General features: G+C 63.2%; 14 protein-coding genes and 1 tRNA gene. 8 read left to right on the top strand and 7 right to left on the bottom strand.

Annotated elements, in window-relative coordinates; translation table 11 throughout:
• Positions 1 to 2 precede the first annotated feature (2 nt).
• The 4 genes from IPF76_RS09060 to tkt are packed head-to-tail and all read right to left on the bottom strand — an operon-like array spanning position 3 to position 4,867.
• Positions 3 to 644, bottom strand: coding sequence for a TIGR02466 family protein (locus IPF76_RS09060; RefSeq protein ID WP_293842708.1), 642 nt, complete (start codon positions 642 to 644; stop codon positions 3 to 5).
• Positions 641 to 1,837: a phosphoglycerate kinase gene (locus IPF76_RS09055; RefSeq protein WP_293842706.1), complete on the bottom strand. Its 1,197-nt coding sequence runs from the start codon at positions 1,835 to 1,837 to the stop codon at positions 641 to 643. Before IPF76_RS09055 ends, IPF76_RS09060 begins: the two co-directional genes overlap by 4 nt.
• 18 nt (positions 1,838 to 1,855) lie before the next feature.
• The gene (gap, locus tag IPF76_RS09050) at positions 1,856 to 2,863 is read right to left on the bottom strand and encodes a type I glyceraldehyde-3-phosphate dehydrogenase (RefSeq protein WP_293842704.1); all 1,008 of its coding nucleotides are present in this window, start codon (positions 2,861 to 2,863) and stop codon (positions 1,856 to 1,858) included.
• Between the two features lie 36 nt (positions 2,864 to 2,899).
• Positions 2,900 to 4,867, bottom strand: a complete 1,968-nt coding sequence (gene tkt / locus IPF76_RS09045) for a transketolase (RefSeq protein WP_293842702.1) — start codon at positions 4,865 to 4,867, stop codon at positions 2,900 to 2,902.
• A 168-nt stretch (positions 4,868 to 5,035) separates the two neighbouring features.
• Here tkt and IPF76_RS09040 point away from each other — a divergent pair, with 168 nt between their 5' ends.
• From IPF76_RS09040 to IPF76_RS09025, 4 genes are read left to right on the top strand one after another with little or no spacing between them, the layout of a single operon-like run.
• On the top strand, positions 5,036 to 5,242 hold the full coding sequence (locus tag IPF76_RS09040) for a hypothetical protein (protein ID WP_293842700.1): 207 nt from the start codon (positions 5,036 to 5,038) through the stop codon (positions 5,240 to 5,242).
• Positions 5,235 to 5,678 (top strand): cell division protein ZapA, encoded by a 444-nt coding sequence (locus IPF76_RS09035; RefSeq protein ID WP_293842698.1) that lies wholly within the window; start codon positions 5,235 to 5,237, stop codon positions 5,676 to 5,678. The genes IPF76_RS09040 and IPF76_RS09035 overlap by 8 nt, the downstream gene beginning before the upstream one ends.
• The gene (locus tag IPF76_RS09030) at positions 5,608 to 6,360 is read left to right on the top strand and encodes a 5-formyltetrahydrofolate cyclo-ligase (RefSeq protein WP_293842696.1); all 753 of its coding nucleotides are present in this window, start codon (positions 5,608 to 5,610) and stop codon (positions 6,358 to 6,360) included. Before IPF76_RS09035 ends, IPF76_RS09030 begins: the two co-directional genes overlap by 71 nt.
• Positions 6,357 to 6,602 carry a DUF2842 domain-containing protein gene (locus IPF76_RS09025; protein ID WP_293842694.1) on the top strand — a complete coding sequence of 82 codons (246 nt, stop codon included), beginning with the start codon at positions 6,357 to 6,359 and terminating at the stop codon, positions 6,600 to 6,602. Before IPF76_RS09030 ends, IPF76_RS09025 begins: the two co-directional genes overlap by 4 nt.
• A gap of 79 nt (positions 6,603 to 6,681) precedes the next feature.
• Here the strand turns inward: IPF76_RS09025 and IPF76_RS09020 are convergent.
• Together IPF76_RS09020 and IPF76_RS09015 are read right to left on the bottom strand one after the other, a co-directional pair.
• Positions 6,682 to 6,758: transfer RNA gene (locus IPF76_RS09020), tRNA-Asp, on the bottom strand.
• Positions 6,759 to 6,801: 43 nt separating this feature from the next.
• Positions 6,802 to 7,998, bottom strand: a complete 1,197-nt coding sequence (locus IPF76_RS09015; protein WP_293842692.1) for an AI-2E family transporter — start codon at positions 7,996 to 7,998, stop codon at positions 6,802 to 6,804.
• Positions 7,999 to 8,283: 285 nt separating this feature from the next.
• Between IPF76_RS09015 and IPF76_RS09010 the strand changes: the two genes are divergently transcribed.
• From IPF76_RS09010 to IPF76_RS08995, 4 genes are all read left to right on the top strand, one after another.
• Positions 8,284 to 9,198: a hypothetical protein gene (locus IPF76_RS09010; protein ID WP_293842689.1), complete on the top strand. Its 915-nt coding sequence runs from the start codon at positions 8,284 to 8,286 to the stop codon at positions 9,196 to 9,198.
• 11 nt (positions 9,199 to 9,209) lie between these two features.
• Positions 9,210 to 9,674: a hypothetical protein gene (locus tag IPF76_RS09005; protein WP_293842686.1), complete on the top strand. Its 465-nt coding sequence runs from the start codon at positions 9,210 to 9,212 to the stop codon at positions 9,672 to 9,674.
• Positions 9,675 to 9,748: 74 nt separating this feature from the next.
• Entirely contained in the window at positions 9,749 to 10,825 is a 1,077-nt protein-coding gene (locus IPF76_RS09000; protein WP_293842683.1) for a hypothetical protein, read from the top strand.
• Between the two features lie 68 nt (positions 10,826 to 10,893).
• A complete protein-coding gene (locus IPF76_RS08995) occupies positions 10,894 to 16,035 on the top strand; it encodes a hypothetical protein (RefSeq protein WP_293842680.1) in 5,142 nt (1,713 codons plus the stop codon).
• Between the two features lie 110 nt (positions 16,036 to 16,145).
• On the opposite strand, the gene IPF76_RS08990 is transcribed toward IPF76_RS08995, so the two are convergent.
• The gene (locus IPF76_RS08990; RefSeq protein ID WP_293842677.1) at positions 16,146 to 17,444 is read right to left on the bottom strand and encodes a dihydrolipoamide acetyltransferase family protein; all 1,299 of its coding nucleotides are present in this window, start codon (positions 17,442 to 17,444) and stop codon (positions 16,146 to 16,148) included.

Raw genomic sequence — 17,444 nt, 5'->3', positions numbered from 1 at the left:
CGTCAGGTCGAATTCAACGGCACGGCGAGCAGGTTGATCGCAATTGAAATACGGTCACGCGCGCCTTGGTGCGGCACTACGCCATGACTCAACCACGACGGGAACATGATGATGCGCCCGCTCCGCACTTTCATTTTCAACTGCGGTTCGTGAACAGACCCGTTGGGACTACGCAGCCTCAAATTGGGCATCGTCATCAGCACCATCGGCATCCGTGGATCCTCGATCACCAATTCACCACCGATCGCACCGTCGCCTGTGTCCGATCCGTCGTCGACATAATAGATCGCCGACCAATAGGCGCCGGGATGGGTGTGCATCTGGTTCGACGCGTGCGGCGGTGACACATTCACCCATATGTCACTCGCCCACTGGTGCCGGGGCGCGCCGGGAGAGACGATATCGACACAATGGGCATTGGCGAGCGCGAAGATATGTTGCAGCAAATATTCCACAGGCTCGGCCGCCCACTCTGCGACGTCATGTTCGGACTGCCATCCGCCGATATTCGATATCGACACGCCGGGTCGCTCCGCTCGGCGCGCCTGAATGAGCGGCTTCAGCGCAGCATTGAAGGAGGCAGCGTTCGGCAATTCATCCACCACGATGGGCGTGTCGAAAAGACCGACGACCTGCGCGGTCATTGCGACAGCGCGTCCACGCCGGGAAGCGGCTTGCCTTCCATCCATTCGAGGAAAGCGCCGCCGGCGGTCGATACAAAGGTAAAATCGCCAGCGACACGCGCGTGATTGAGCGCGGCAACGGTATCGCCGCCGCCCGCGACCGAGATCAGCGATCCTTCGCGGGTCAGCGCCGCAGCGGTCTTCGCTAGCGCGACCGTTGCGGTGTCGAAGGGTGGTGTTTCGAACGCACCAAGCGGACCGTTCCAGACGAGGGTGCGGCAGTTTTTGAGGACATCGGCCAGGGCTTCGACCGCCGCGGGACCGACATCGAGAATCATCTCGTCGGCCGCGACCTCATGGACGTTGACGGTACGCGTCGGCGGGTTCGGCGCAAATTCTTTCGCCACTACGACGTCGTACGGCAGATGGATCGTGCAGCCTGCCGCATCGGCCGCCTCAAAAATCGCGTTCGCGGTGTCGACCAGGTCATGCTCGCACAGCGACTTGCCAACATCGACCCCCCGCGCGGCGAGAAAGGTGTTCGCCATGCCTCCGCCGATGATCAGATGGTCGACCTTGCTCACCAGATGGCGCAGCACGTCGATCTTGCTCGACACCTTGGCGCCGCCGACGACGGCCGCCACCGGATGCGCCGGATTGCCGAGCGCGGCGTCGAGCGCCTTGAGTTCGGCTTCCATCGCACGGCCAGCATAAGCAGGCAGGCGGTGGGCGATGCCCTCGGTCGAGCCATGCGCGCGGTGCGCCGCCGAAAAGGCGTCGTTGACGTAAAGGTCGCCGATTTCGGCCAGCGCGTCGGCAAAGGCCGGATCGTTCTTTTCCTCGCCCGGATAGAAACGCGTGTTTTCCAGCACCGCAACATCGCCGGCGGCGAGCACCGCGATGCCCGCTTTTGCGCCCTCGCCGACGCATTCGGGAATGAACATGACCGAATGGCCGAGCACATCTTCCAAACCGCCCATGACCAGACTTAGCGACTGGGTCGGGTTCTTGGCGCCCTTCGGACGCCCGAAATGCGCCAGCAGCAGGACGATCGCCCCCTTGTCCGCCAGTTCGCGGATCGTCGGCATCGCCGCCTCGATCCGCGTCCGGTCGCCGACCGCGCCATCGTTCATCGGGACGTTCAGATCGACGCGTACGAGCACGCGTTTGCCGGTGACGTCACCGATGTCGTCGAGGGTCTTGAACGCGGTCATCGACGTTTCCTTTGGGCTTTAGAGGAATTTGGCGATCACGCCCGCAGTATCGATCATGCGGTTCGAAAAGCCCCATTCATTGTCGTACCAGCTCAGTACGCGCACCAGCTTGCCGTCGATCACTGCCGTTTCAAGGCTGTCGATGGTCGAGCTTGCCGCATTATGGTTGAAGTCGATCGAAACCAGCGGCTCGTCGGTGTAGCCGAGCACGCCCTTCAGCGCGCCTTCGGCTGCGGCCTTGAGCACCGCGTTGACTTCTTCCTTGGTCGTGTCGCGGAGCGGCGTGAACGTCAGGTCGACGACCGACACATTCGGTGTCGGAACGCGGATCGACGAACCGTCGAGCTTGCCCTTGAGCTCGGGCAGAACCAGACCCACGGCAACCGCCGCACCGGTCGAGGTCGGGATCATCGACATCGCGGCGGCGCGGGCGCGGCGCGGATCATCATGGATCTGGTCGAGGATCTTCTGGTCGTTGGTATAGGCGTGGATCGTGGTCATCAGACCGCGCTCGATCCCGATCGCCTCATGCAGCACCTTGGCAAAGGGCGCGAGGCAGTTGGTGGTGCAGGACGCGTTCGAGATGATCAGGTGGTCGGCGGTGATTTTGTCGTCGTTGACGCCGTAAACGACGGTCAGGTCGACTTCCTTGGCGGGCGCCGAGATCAGCACGCGCTTGGCGCCGGCGTCGAGATGCTTCTGGCCGCCGGCCTTGTTGGTGAAGAAGCCGGTGCATTCCATCACGATGTCGATGCCGTTCGCGGCATGCGGCAGAGCCGCGGGGTCGCGCTCGGCAGTCACCTGGATGCGCTTGCCGTTGATGATCAGATCGCTGCCGTCGACTTCGACGGTGCCGTTAAAGGCGCCGTGCACCGAGTCGTGGCGGAGCAGGCGTGCATTTGCCTTGGCATCGCCCAGGTCGTTGATCGATACCAGCTCCAGATCATGGTCGGTGCGCTCCAGAATGGCGCGCGCCACGTTGCGCCCGATGCGTCCGAAACCGTTGATTGCAACCTTCACTGCCATGTCGAAAAATCCTTTCTGCGTGTGGAGGCTCGGTCGTTAAGCGCCGAGCCGATCCAGGATCTGGGGGGTGATAGCGTCGGCGGAAAGGCCGAAATGCTTGAACAGGTCTTCGATCGGTGCCGAAGCGCCGAAGCTGTCGATACCGAAGCGCAGCCCGTGACGGCCGGTGTAGCGCTCCCAGCCAAAGGTCGTACCCGCCTCGATCGAGACGAGAAGCGCATCGTCGGGCAGGATGTTGGCCTGATAAGCCGCGTCCTGCTCGTCGAACAATTCGGTCGAAACCATCGATACGACGTCCGCACCATGGCCCGCAGCCTCAAGCTTCTCGGCCACTTCGATGGCGAGCGACACTTCGGACCCCGTCGCGACAAGGACCACCTTGCGCGATGCCGAAGCAGTGCGAAGGCGGTAACCGCCTTTCAGGCAAAGATTCTCGGTGACGTCATGGCGCAGCGGCGGAAGATTCTGACGCGTCAGCGCGAGCAACGACGGTCGGCTCTCTTGCGCCAGCGCGAGCGCCCAGCATTCGGCGGTTTCGACCGCGTCGGCGGGACGCAGGACGAGCAGGTTCGGCATCGCGCGAAGCGACTGGAGATGCTCGATCGGCTGGTGCGTCGGGCCATCTTCGCCCAGGCCGATGCTGTCGTGGGTCATCACATAGACGACGCGTTGCTGCTGGAGCGCCGACAGGCGGATCGCGGCGCGGCAATAATCGGCGAAAACCAGGAAGGTGCCGCCGTAAGGCACGACGCCGCCGTGCAGCGCCATACCGTTCATCGCGGCGGCCATGCCGAATTCGCGAATACCGTAATAGACATAACGGCCAGAATAATCATTTTTTGTCAGCGGCTTGGTCGACGATGTTTTGGTGTTGTTCGAACCGGTCAGGTCGGCGCTGCCGCCCACAAGCGCCGCGATATCGGCGGTCAACGCCCCCAGCGTGTTTTCCGACGCCTTGCGCGTCGCGACCTTCGGCGGTTCGGCGACCAGCCCTTCGAGATAGGCCTTGAAGGCGTCGCCCGGAACGATCTTGCCGCTCAGACGATCCTCAAATTCCTTTTTCTTTTCGTTGCTTGCAAGGCGAACGTCCCATTCGGCGTGAAGTGCCTTGCCCTTCTCGCCGAAAGCGGCCCATGCCGCGGCGATATCGGCAGGAATGACGAACGGCTCGGCGGTCCAGCCAAGTTCCTTGCGCGCAGCCGCAATCTCGTCGGCGCCCAGCGGCGCGCCATGCGTCGCCGACGTCCCTTGCTTGTTCGGCGCCCCGAACCCGATGATCGTGCGGCATGCGATCAGCGACGGGCGCGGATCGGCCAGCGCGGCGTCCAGTGCGCGGCGGATATCGGCCGGATCATGCCCGTCGCAGCTCTCGACATGCCAGCCGGTCGCAGCATATCGCGCCGCGATATCTTCGCTGGTCGACAGATCGGTCGACCCGTCGATCGTGATCTTGTTGTCGTCCCACAGAACGGTCATCCGGCCAAGCTGCAAATGCCCCGCCAAACCAATGGCTTCGTGGTTGATGCCTTCCATCAGGCAGCCGTCGCCAGCGATCACCCAAGTACGGTGATCGACAAGATGGTCGCCATAGATCGCATTCAGATGCCGCTCGGCAATCGCCATACCGACCGCAGTCGCCAGACCCTGCCCGAGCGGCCCGGTCGTCGTTTCCACGCCTTCCAGCTCGAAATTCTCGGGATGTCCCGCGCACGGGCTGTGCAACTGGCGGAAATTGCGGATATCGTCGAGCGTCGGCCGCGTATATCCTGCAAGGTGCAGCGTTGCATAGGCGAGCATCGAACCATGTCCCGCCGACAGCACGAATCGGTCGCGATCGGCCCATTTCGGATCGGTCGGATCGAACTTCAGATAATCCGAATACAACACCGTGGCGACGTCGGCCATGCCCATCGGCATCCCCGGATGGCCGCTGTTCGCGGCTTGGACGGCATCCATCGCAAGCGCGCGGATGGCATTGGCGAGCTGACGTTCGGGCAGTGTCATTGGTCCCCCGGAAATGGCTGGGCAGGCGCCGGACGCTACGTCCCGACTGGATGCGCACAGCCCTTTGCGGCGGCGGGGTCAGGAGTCAACCGCTGCGAAGGGAAAATCGGCGCATTTTGGACCGACAGGACAATTGCACCCCCTTCCCCGCGCTGCTAACCATCGGTCATGGAACTCGACCTCGACGAATCCAGCCTGGCCATCGGCCGTATCGAACGCGCGCTTAGCCGCATCGAAAAGGCTCTGGCCGACCAGCCAAACCGCCCTCCATCCGCCATTGCCGCTCCCGCGGCCGACCAAACGGCGCTGAAAGCCGAAGTCGCCGCAGTAATCGGCGAACTCGACCGACTGATTGCGGAGGCTGATCGTGGCTGATGTGAGACTGATGATCGCCGGACGTCCGTATGACGTGCACTGCGCCGATGGCGAAGAGGCGCAGCTGCTCCAACTCGCGTCCGTCGTCGATGACAAGGCGCGGGGAATTCAGGGCGGGACCGAGGTTCGCCAACTGCTGTTCGCCGCGCTGATGCTTGCCGACGATGCGCAGGAAGCCAAGGGCAAGGTCGACAAGGCCGAACCGCAGTCCGATTCGCTGCGCGCCGCCGTCGCGCTTGCCGAAAGCCGCGAGGCAGCAACGCGCGACGAATTGCGCGCGGCAGTCGTCCGCGAACAGGCCGCGCTGAAAGAACTCGAAACTTTGCGTGCCGCCCCGTCGGCACCGCCTCCCGGGAAACCAGCGAATGATCGCGCGCTGCTGCAAATCGCGGACCGGATTGAGGCGCTGGCAACGAAAGTCGAGCAAATCTCTTGAGCGCGCCTGCCTGCACCCCTACATAAGGGGTGGCGGGTACTGCCCGGCACGAGCTTTTGCGAAAATCCCTGAGGCGATACATCATCCTAGGGAGCTGTCCCTGCCCGGACCCTGGTCCGACGTATATGGTTCCCACCTGACGTTACTGGCGTCAGAGGATCTTCCAGCAAACGACCTCGGCGGTCCCGCCAACCGATCAGCGTTTCGCGCGCTGCCCGCGCCGCTTACCGAGCTATTGGCTAAGCATGCTGTTGTGGGCGCCTATGTCGCGTGGGGCAATGAACCCGATGTCCTGCCGATGTTCGCCGACCTCGCCGCGGCGGGCGCGCTCGCCCTTCCCCATCACCCCGCGCGCGTCGATACGATGGGATTCCGGCGTTGGCAGACCGGTGAAGCGCTCGAAAAGGGCCCATGGGGTACGCAGCAACCCATCGGCGACGCACCGGACGCAGTTCCGGACCTCATCTTTTGCCCGCTCGTCGGATTTGATCGTCAGGGCGGCCGCATAGGTCAGGGGGGCGGCCATTATGACCGCTATTTTGGCGCGCATCCTGCTGCCCTGCGGGTCGGCGTCGGCTGGTCGGTACAGGAAATCGATGCCGTGCCGCGCGTCTCGACCGACATGGCGCTCGACGCCATCCTGACCGAACAAGAATTCCTGCTGTGCGGAGACCGTTTGTGAGCGAAGATCACCAAAACCATATTCAGGGCAACCCCCAGCCGAGTTGGCGCAAACCGGTCGGCATGCTGCTGATCTTGCTACTCATCGCCGCATGGACCGCGATCATCGTCAGCCTGTCGCCATGGGTCGGCACGTGGCCGGTGCTGGTACAAGGGATATTCTATCTGGTCGCAGGGATCGTCTGGATATTGCCGCTGAAGCCGCTGCTGCGCTGGATGGAATTGGGAACTTGGCGCCGCTAACGAGCGGCGCCAAGTTCCCAATTTCCAGTGCTGGTTAATCCCAAGCCGCGGTCGACATTCCGTCCCTAGGGACAAAGAATGGCGCGAGTGACGGGGCTCGAACCCGCGACCTCCGGCGTGACAGGCCGGCACTCTAACCAACTGAGCTACACCCGCGTGTGCTTGGGAGCAGCGCCAATATGGCGCCCGCCCCGACCTGTCAACCGTCGCTTTCGGCTTCGCTTCGATTTAATCGATCGCGCATCTCATCGACCGTGGTCAACGTCCCGCGTTCAAACAGGAAACCGGCCAGATCGGGCGTACCCGTCGATTGCAATACCGTCTGCAAAATCAGCAGCAGCGGCACCGCCAGCAGCGCCCCCGGTGCTCCCCATACCCAACCCCAGAAACTGAGCGACACGAGAATTAGCAATGGATTGATCGTCAGCCGCTTGCCCAGCACCAGCGGGGTGATCAGGTTGGCCTCCACAGTATGGACGCCGATGAACAGCAGCGCAGGCAGCAACGCCAAACCCACCGCGTCGAAGGTCATCAACCCACCCAATCCCAATAGGATCGCCGCCACGATCGGGCCAATATAGGGTACGAAATTACACAGCGACACGATGCCGCCCCACATGAACGGCGATGGCATGCCGAGTGCCCACAGCAGCAGCGCGACCGACAACCCCAGGATTGCATTGATCATCGTGATCGTCGCGAGATAGTCGGCGGTGGCATCGACGACATTCTGGATCACCCGGGCGGTCTGCATCGCGCCGTCGAAGCTACCGCGGCGGCGGATCGTTCCCTTTCGCAACCGCGTCCAGCCCGACAGGAAGAAAAAGATCACCAGCACTGCAAAGAACAATTGGATCGCTGCCGATGGCGCCGCCGAGATGAAATAGTCGACGACCGACGTCGGCGCCGTTGCCGCCACCGCCTGCGCCGTCGCCTCGCTTCCGCTCGCAACCGACATCAGTGTCCGTTCGACAAAGCCTTGCAGCGTCGAATAAAAATCGATCAGCGGCGCCAAATTGCTCTGAATCCGCGGAATCGAATCGGGTAGTCGCGCGAACCAGCCCGTCGCTGGCACGACGATGATCGCCAGCGCCGCGTTGATCAGCATCAGAAACCCGGTCAGCGACAGAAAAGCCGCCAGCGACGATGGCACGCCGCGCCGCTCCAGCCATTCGAGCAGCGGTACCAAGGCGATCGCAATCACGATCGCTGCGGTAAGCGGCAGGAAAAATTCGGCGCCCGCCTGCAACGCGAAAGGCAAGCCCAGGCAAAAACTCGCGCCAAAAATCAGCGCCAATGCCGCAAGCAGCCGGTCGCGGCGGAAATCATCGACTTCAATCTGATGCAACGGATTGGAACGCAGGTGCGCGTCTCTGCTCCGCCGATCGTCCGCCACCCCTGTTCTCCTCGCGTTAACCGCCTCATCCTACGCGCGGTTTACATTTTGCACCAGCCGCCCCGTTTTGCGACGAACCGAGCGCCTGTTCTGTCCCCGTCTGGGTCAAAACCCATCTTTCTCGCTGCTTTTTAACCGGAAATTACCCTTTTTCGTCGACTGAGGGCTTCAAGGACCAATCCTTTCGGAGTCAAAGTGATGATGAATGCGCCTGTGGGGGGCGCGAGGCATCAGCTTCTACCCTCTTGTTCGATATTCGCCCTGTTGGCTGCGCTTGCGCTGCCAATGCAGGCCCAAGCCGCCGGTACACGCGCCGGTTCGACGATCAGCAATACGGCCACCGCCAGTTTCGACACGGGCGCAGGTACGACGACGATCGACTCGAACCAGGTCGACCTGCTTGTCGATGAATTGCTCGACGTCACTGTCGATTCGAGCAATCCTGCCGATGTGCCGACCACTCCGGGCGCCACGGGACAGGTGCTGACCTTCTCGGTGACCAACAACGGTAATGGCGTCGAAAATTTCGTGCTCAGCACGATCGCCAACGCTGGCGGTGACAATTACGACCCCGTCGTTACCCAGATTTATATCGACAACGGCGACGGCGTTTTCGATTCTGGCACCGACACGCTTTACACGCCCGGCGCCAATGATCCGCAGCTCGATCCGGACGAAAGCGTCACGGTCTTTGTCGTTGCGACAACGCTAGGTACCGTCGTTGATGGCAACCGCGGTATCGTCAGCCTGGTTGCAGCGGCCGTCACCGGCACCGGCGCGCCGGGAACCAGCTTTGCTGGCCAGGGCGAAGGCGGCGGCGACGCCGTCGTGGGCTCGACCGGCGCTGATGGAACAGATGCCGGGGCGTTTATCGTGTCGGCAGCCACGGTCACGCTCGTCAAATCGGCGGTTGTGACCAATCCGCTTGGCACCGCCGACCCAATTCCGGGCGCAACGATCACCTACACGATTGTGGCGACCGTTGCAGGCAGCGGATCGGTCAGTGGCCTCGCGATCACCGACAATATTCCGGCCGACACCAGCTATATCGCCGGCTCGATCACGCTCGGCGGGGTCGCGCAGTCTGACGCGGTCGATGCCGACGCGGGCGATTACAACGGAACGCGAATCAACGTCACGCTCGGCACCGTTGCAGGCGGTCAGACCCGCACCGTCACCTTCCGAACCACAATCGATTGATGGAGATGCGCATGCGCACGGCCTTTTTCCTGCTTCTCGCGGCGCTGTTGCCCTGTCAGGCGCTCGCCGCCAATCAGGTGGCGCTCGATAATAGCGTGTTCGTTGAACGCGTGACTACCGATTCCACCGGAAAACAGCGGATATTGCTCGAAGAACCCAAGGTCGTCGTTCCCGGCGACCGGCTCGTCTTCGTGCTCAATTATCGCAACGCCGGGGCGCAGCCCGCCGACAAGTTCGTGATCACCAACCCCCTGCCCGCGGCAGTCAGCTTTGCCGACGCCGGCGACACAAGGCCGCTGGTCTCGATCGACGGTGGTCGCGGCTGGGGACATTTGGAGCAACTCACGATTGCGCAGCCCGACGGCACCCGCCGTGCAGCGCAGCCGGCAGACGTAACGCACCTCCGCTGGGCTTTTCAAAAGCCGGTTCCGGTCGGCGGCAGCGGCAAGTTGATGTTTCGAGGAGTAGTAAAATAACATAACTAATACAGCCGCTTAATGATTGCCAGCGGTGGGGAAACGGCGATCGACCAAAGCCAAGGAGCTCAGCTATGACCAGCAAGCTGAACACCGTGGGCATCATCGGTCTGGCGGCGATCACAAGTCTCGCCGCCACCCCGGCACTGGCTGCCGGAACGACCGCGGGTACCACGATCACGAATACCGCCACCGTCGACTATCAGGTCGGTGGCGTCGCGCAGGGACAGCAGTCGGCGTCGAACAACTTCACCGTCGACCGCAAGATCAACCTGCTCGTCGAAGAAGTCGGAACGGTTACGACCAATGTCGTCCCGGGCCAGACGAATGCCGTCACGACCTTCCAACTGACCAACAGTTCGAACGAAACCCTCGACTTTGCGCTCGTCGCCTCGCAGATCGTCGGCGGCACCGCAGCACACGGCGCTACCGACACATTCAACGCGAATAACATACGCATTTATCGCGATAATACTGTTACAGGGACGGTCGGCAGCTGGGACGTGGGCGACACGCTCCTGACCGGTTTCGTCGACGAACTTGTCGTCGACACCGCGATCCGCCTGTTTGTCGTTGCCGATATTCCGGCGGCGCTCGCCAATAATGCGGTCGCAGGCGTGACTCTGCGTGCCACGGCGCGCGAAGGCGCGCTTGCCGGTACCCAGGGTGCGGCAATCACCGAAACCGCGGGTGCAAACACCGCGGGCAAGGATACGGTCTTTGCCGATATCGCGGGCGTTACCGGCGATGCGGCGCGCGACGGGTCGCATAGCGATAATGACGATTATACGGTGCAGACGGCGACTCTTGCGGTCGCAAAGAGCAGCCGCGTCATCTCGGATCCGTTCAACAATACGACAAATCCGAAACTGATCCCGGGTGCGGTGGTCGAATATTGCATCGCCGTCGCCAATACCGGCGGCGCCGCTGCAACCTCGGTGGTGATCAACGATGCGGTTCCGGGCCAGTTGACCTTCGTGCCAGGTTCGATCCTGCTCGGCGGCACCTATACGGGTACCGTACCGAGTGGCACGTGCGATTTCAACGGCACCGCGGGCGGCAGCTACACCGCGCCGAACGTGTCGGGCACGATTGCGTCGATCGCTGCGGGCGCGGCAAGCACGCTCGTTTTCCGCGCGACGGTCAACTGATCGGATAACGAACGGAGCAGCGGGCGCGGCCCAAAACGCCGTCTTCCGCTGCTCCTTTCGGGGCTATCATGGCACTCGGCACCAAATATTTCGGCCTTGTGACCGCTTTGGTCGCGGCAGCACTGCTGCCCGCGATTCCTCCGGCGCGCGCGCAGGTGATCACGAACACCGCTTCGGCACAGTGGACGCATGACGGGAACCCCGGTCAGGCGCTGTCGAACCGCGTGGACGTGACAGTCACGCCGCGCCCGCCCGCCCCGCCGACGATTACCACCTATCGCCTGACCAACGGTGGCGGCAACAAATCGGTGCCGTTAGCGCCGACGCAGTGCAGCCGCGCGGGCGGCCCCATCGCCAGCAGCTTTGGCAGCAGCAGCACGAGCTTGGGCAGCACGAGCAGCACAATCCCGCTTAGCGGCGTCTATGACGGCATTTCGACCGCACCCGCATCGCTGCAAAGCACCGACAATTTCCGCGCCGGCGAAATGCTCGTCGTCGGGGTCACGCTCGCATCGGCCAACGTCGATCCGCAGGCGCGTGACACGCTGGCGGTCGTTTTCGAACTGGAAAATGGCGACCGCGAACAGATCACGCTGACCGAAACCGCGAACAATAGCGGCGAATTTGTCGGGATTATCAACACGATCGGCGTACCGCCCGCAGTCGTTCAGGGCGACTGCCACCTGTCGGTCACCCCGGGCGCGGCGCGGTCGCTGCGCGTCACCGACCAGGCGAACGCCAGTCTTGTGGCGCTGGCGACGATCAATTTTCTCGTCGATCCGTTCGGCATCGTTTTCGACAGCGGCGACGGCGCGCCGGTTCCGGGCAGCCGCGTCACCATCGTCAACGCCGCGACGGGCCAGCCAGCACAGGTGTTCGGCGACGACGGCGTCTCGGCTTACCCGTCCAGCGTCGTCACGGGCCAAAGCGTCACCGATTCGGGCGGCACGACCTATAATTTTCCGCCGGGCGACTATCGTTTCCCGTTCGTGGCGCCGGGTACCTATCGCCTGATCGTTCAGCCCCCCGCGCCCTTCACCGCGCCATCGGCATCGAACCCCGCCGATCTGGCCGGCTTCCGCCGCCCAGACGACGGCCTGCCGTTCGAAATCAGCGGCGCGAGCTATGGCAATCCGTTTACGCTGAACAGTCCGGCACCGGTGCGCGTCGATATTCCGGTCGATCAGCCCGGTCTGCCGCTGATCCTGCGCAAGACAACGTCGACGCAGGTCGCTGTGCCGGGCGACGTCATTCAGTACCGCATTGAGGTCGCCAACCGCGACGCGCGGCGAAACACCGGCGCCGTGACGGTCAGCGACGTGCTGCCCATGGGCATGCGCCTGCGCACCGATACGGTGCGGATCGATGGCGTGCGCGTGACCGCCAATGTCGCCGCCAACGGCCGCGAATTCAGCGTAACTATGCCGAGCATCGCCGCATCGCGCACGGCACTGCTGACTTATCTTGCCGAAGTCATCGTGTCGGCGCAGCCGGGCAACGCGCTCAATCGCGCCTCGGCCGTCGATAATCGCGGCTCGGCGAGCAATATCGCCGAAGCGACGATTGCAATCAAACGCGACCAGCTCGGCGACCGGATGACGATCATCGGCCGCATCACTGACGGCGACTGCACGGTTGATCCGCGCAAGGCCGACGGTATCGCCGGTGTCCGCGTGATGCTGCAGGACGGCAGCTACACGGTCACCGACGAAGATGGCCGCTATCATTTCGAAGGCGTGCGCCCGGGCCTCCACGTCGTCCAGATCGACCCATCGACGCTGCCGCTCGACCGCGAAGCCATCGACTGCGCCCGCTCGACCCAGACCGCCGGCAGCGCGATCTCGCGCTTTGTCGAAGGTCGCGGCGGCGCGCTGAAACGAGCCGATTTCCGTACGATTGCCGGCGCACCGCGCGCTGCGCCCAAAATAGCGGCCATTGCCGCGCCGATCGTACTCAGCGACCCCGAAGCCGCAGGTGCCGGTCGTGACTGGCTCGCGGGGCAGGCTCCGGGCATCGACTGGCTGTTCCCAGCTACAGATCACAACCCGCGCTCGAAAGCGATCCGGGCTGCGGTCAAGCATGCGCCCGGCCAGACCGTCACGCTGCGCGTCAGCGGCAAGGTCGCGGACCCGCTGACCTTTGAAGGCACCAGCAAATCAGCCGACGGCGGCGTCGCAGTCAGCCTGTGGCGCGGGCTGGAAATCCGCGAAGGCGAAAACCGCCTGATCGCGGAGGTGAAGGATGTTAACGGCGTTGTCATCGCGACGCTCGACCGCATTGTCCACTATTCGATCACCCCGATGCGCGCCGCACTGATCCGCGAAAAGTCGGTGCTGGTCGCCGACGGCGTCACCCGCCCGGTGATCGCAGTGCGCCTGACCGACCGCGACGGCAAGCCGATCCGCTCGGGACTGACTGGGGATTTCAGCGTCCCAGCCCCCTATTATCCCGCCGTCGAGGCCGATGCACAGCAGGCGCGCCAACTCGCCGGACTCGAGCGCGCGCAGCCGCTGTGGAAAATCGATGGCGACGACGGCATCGCCTATATCGAACTCGAACCGACCACCGCGTCGGGTACGCTGGCGATGGATTTCCTCTTCCGCGACGACAAGGTGGCCCGCAAGCAGACGATCGAAACCTGGCTCGATCCGGGTGATCGTCCGTGGACCGTGGTCGGTTTTGCAGCCGGAACGCTGGGCTACAACACGCTCGACGATCGGATGGAGCCCGCGGCCGAGAAACTCGACGATCTCAACGCCGATGCGCGGCTGGCGCTCTATGCCAAGGGCCGGGTGCGCGGCAAATGGCTGATGACGCTGGCGTATGACAGCGACAAGGACAAGGACGACGCGCGCTTTGGCGGTGTGATCGATCCGCGCGCCTATTACACCATCTACGCCGATCGTAACGAGACGCGCTACGATGCGGCGTCAGTGCGCAAGCTCTATCTGCGCCTCGAACGCCCGCAATTCTATGCGATGTTCGGCGATATCGAGACGGGGATTTCGGAACCGCAGCTCGCCCGCTACCAGCGCGCGCTGAATGGCGGCAAGGCCGAGTATCGCGGCCGCAATTTTGCCGCGACCGCGTTCGTCGCCGATACCCCCTATCGTTTCCGCCGCGACGAGATCCAGGGCAACGGCCTCACCGGCCCGTACCAGCTCGGCGCACGCGACATTTTGCCGAACAGTGAGCGCATCGTCATCGAAACGCGCGATCGCCTGCACAGCGAGCGCATTGTTAACAGTGTCAGCATGACGCGCCACGTTGACTACGACATCGACTATCTGTCGGGCACCGTCCGCTTCCGCAGCCCAGTGCTCAGCCGCTCGTCGGATCTCGATCCGCAGTTCATCGTCGCCGAATATGAGGTCGACGGCATCGGTCAGCGCGTGCTCAACGCGGGCGGCCGCGTCAGTTATCAGTCAAATGACGAGAAATTGCGTGTCGGCGCGACCTTCATCCATGACGAGGATGGTAACGCCAAGACTAATCTGGGCGGGATCGACGCGCGCTATCGCCCGAATATCGACACCGAAGTCCGCGCCGAGCTGGCGATCAGCGATGCCAAGGCGCAGAATGGCAGCACCGCAGCAGAGGGAACCGCCAAGGCGTGGCTGATCGAGGCCGAGCATCACAGCAGCAACGCCGATTTCCTCGCCTATGTCCGCGAACGCGAGAGCGGCTTTGGCGCCGGACAGCTCAACCGCGGCGAAGATGGCACGCGCAAATTCGGCGTCGACGCGCGCCTGCGCGCGACGCGCACGCTTTCGCTCACCGGTAGCGCGTGGCAGGAAGATTATCTGGGCAGCGGTGCTCGACGCCGCGCTGCGCGAGCGCTCGCCGAATATGACAATGGCACCACCGTGACCCGCGCAGGCTTGACCCATGCCGACGACCGGCTGTCGGACGGCACGCGCAACCGCTCGAACATCGTCCAGTTCGGCGCGACGCAGCGGTTGTTCGAAAAACGCCTCGAACTCGATGCGCAGACCGAATTTGCGCTGGGCGACAAGGATGCCAGCATCGATTTCCCGACCCGCCATCGCCTCGGCGCGCGCTTCGCGATCAATCGCGACGTCAATCTGGTCGGCAGCTATGAAATTGCCGACGGCGATACGATCAAGGCGCGCACCGCGCGGCTGGGCTTCGACCTCACGCCCTGGTCGGGCGCCCGCCTGCTCGCGACCGCAAACCAGCAGGAAATCGGCGAATATGGCCCCCGTAGCTTTGCCGCCTATGGCCTGTCACAATCGCTGAAACTCGGCGAGCGCTGGTCGGTCGATGTGTCGGTCGACGGAAACCGCACCCTCGGCGGCATCCGCGCGGGCGATGTTATCAATGTTAACCAACCGGTCGCTTCGGGCGGATTCCTCGGCGACAATGGCATATTGAATGAGGATTTCCTCGCGGTCAGCGCCGGCGCCACCTATCGCGCGGATCGCTGGACGCTGACGGGCCGCGCCGAATATCGGGACGGCGAAATCGCCAATCGCTACGGCCTGACGCTCGGCGGGCTGCGTCAGCTCGGCGAAGGCCGCGCCCTCGGCGCCCTGTTCACCTACGCCAAGGCGAGCGGCAGCGGCACCACGCCGACGACCGAAGTCATCAACTTCGAGATGAGCTGGGCGCACCGCCCCGCGGCCTCGAGCGTATCGTGGCTCAACAAGAGCGAATTCCGGTCGGACAAGGTTCGCGATGCGATTGCGGGCCAGCCGGGCGCGATCGGCGGCGGCGCGCTGACGATCGACGGCGATGCGACCAGTCGCCGCCTGCTCAACAGCCTGTCGGTCAACTGGACCCCGCTTGGCGACCGCGAAAACCGCCGTGACACTGGTCGCTTGTGTTATGAACGCGGCGAATTTAGCTTCTTCTGGGGTACGCGCTACAATTTCGACAAGTTCGGCGCCGACGACGTCAAGGGCTGGTCGAACCTGATCGGCACCGATTTCCGCTTCAATCTGGGCGAGCATGTCGACGTTGGCGCATCGGGTACCGTGCGCGTCGGTACCGATGCCGATACTGTCAGCTGGGCGGGCGGGCCGACGGTGACGCTGGCGCCGATGACGAATGCCAACATCACCTTCGGTTACAATTTCGCAGGTTTCCACGATCGTGATTTCGAAGATGCACGCTATTCGCGGTCAGGTGCTTATGTGACGTTCAAGCTGAAGTTCGACCAGACAAGCTTTGCCGGGTTGGGCTTGTAGGCCCAACTCCCAATTCCGTTCGTGTCGAGCGTAGTCGAGACACGTTAAGGCAAGCGCGAACTCAGCGTGTCTCGACTACGCTCGACACGAACGGCTGTTGGGTAGGCTTATCAGTCTGCGAACAGCAAAACCGGCGTCTCGACCAGCTTCTTGAGCGCCTGAACGTAGCTCGCCGCATCCCAGCCATCGACCACGCGGTGGTCGCAACTGATCGACAGGTTCATCAGCTTCGCACGGCGAATTTCGTCGCCATCAAAGACCGGACGCTCGACAATCTTGTTCGGCCCGATGATCGCGACCTCGGGCCGGTTGATCACCGGGGTCGTCGCGATGCCGCCCAGCGGGCCGAGCGAGGTGATCGTCAGCGTCGAACCCGACAGCTCGTCGACCTTGGCTTTGCCGGTGCGCGCGGCCTCGGCCAAACGCCCGATTTCGCTCGCCAATTGCCAGACATTCATGTCCTGCGCATCGCGGATCACCGGGACCATCAAACCGGCGTCGGTTTGCGTCGCCATCCCCAAATGCACCGCGCCGTACCGCGTCACCACGCCGGCTTCGTCGTCGTAGCGCGCATTGATCATCGGAAACTGCGGAATCGTACGGCAGATCGCAACGATCAGGAAAGGTAACATTGTCAACTTCGGCCGCTGGCCACGATTTGCGTTCAAATCGGCGCGCATTTCCTCGAGCGCAGTGACGTCCATTTCGTCGACATAGGTGAAATGGGGGATCGCGCGTTTCGACGCCGCCATATTCTCGGCGATCTTGCGGCGCATGCCGATTACCTTGATCGGTTCGTCGGCGCGGGCGCGGCTGGCGCCGGGGCTGTGATAGCCCTGCCCACTGCTGTAGCGGAGATACGCGTCCAGATCGGCGTGGCGGATGCGGTCGCCGTCGGAATGCACCTGACCCAGATCTACGCCCAGATCCTTCGCGCGAGCGCGGACAGCGGGGGATGCAAGTACCTTGGCACCATGCGCAGCCACGATGGCGGGGGCCGCCAGTGCTGACTTCACCTCGCCAGGCTTTGCGGCGGCTTGCGGCTCCACCACGGCGGATGTTAACTCTGTAACCTTTGGGTCGAGCACCTGGTCCGCCCCCGGCGTTTCCGCCTCAATCTGCGCTTCGACCGCTGTATCGACTGGCGGCGCTTCGACATCGCCCTCTGCATCGGTCTCAATCACCGCCAGCGTCGAGCCGATGGCAATCAAATCGCCGACTTCACCCGCCAGTTCGACGACAATCCCCGATACGGGCGATTCCATCTCGACCGTCGCCTTGTCAGTCATCATGTCGGCCAGTTGCGCGTCTTCCTCGACGCGCTCGCCGATTTTGACGTGCCAGGCGACGATTTCGGCCTCGGCAATGCCTTCTCCGATATCGGGCAGGCGGAATGAATAGCGGGCCAT

Origin of the sequence: Sphingopyxis sp., from assembly GCF_016704835.1 — a bacterium.
Taxonomy (GTDB): Bacteria; Pseudomonadota; Alphaproteobacteria; order Sphingomonadales; family Sphingomonadaceae; genus Sphingopyxis.
The sequence above is the reverse complement of the archived record's forward strand: the minus strand, read 5'-3'. Positions and strand labels throughout refer to the sequence as shown.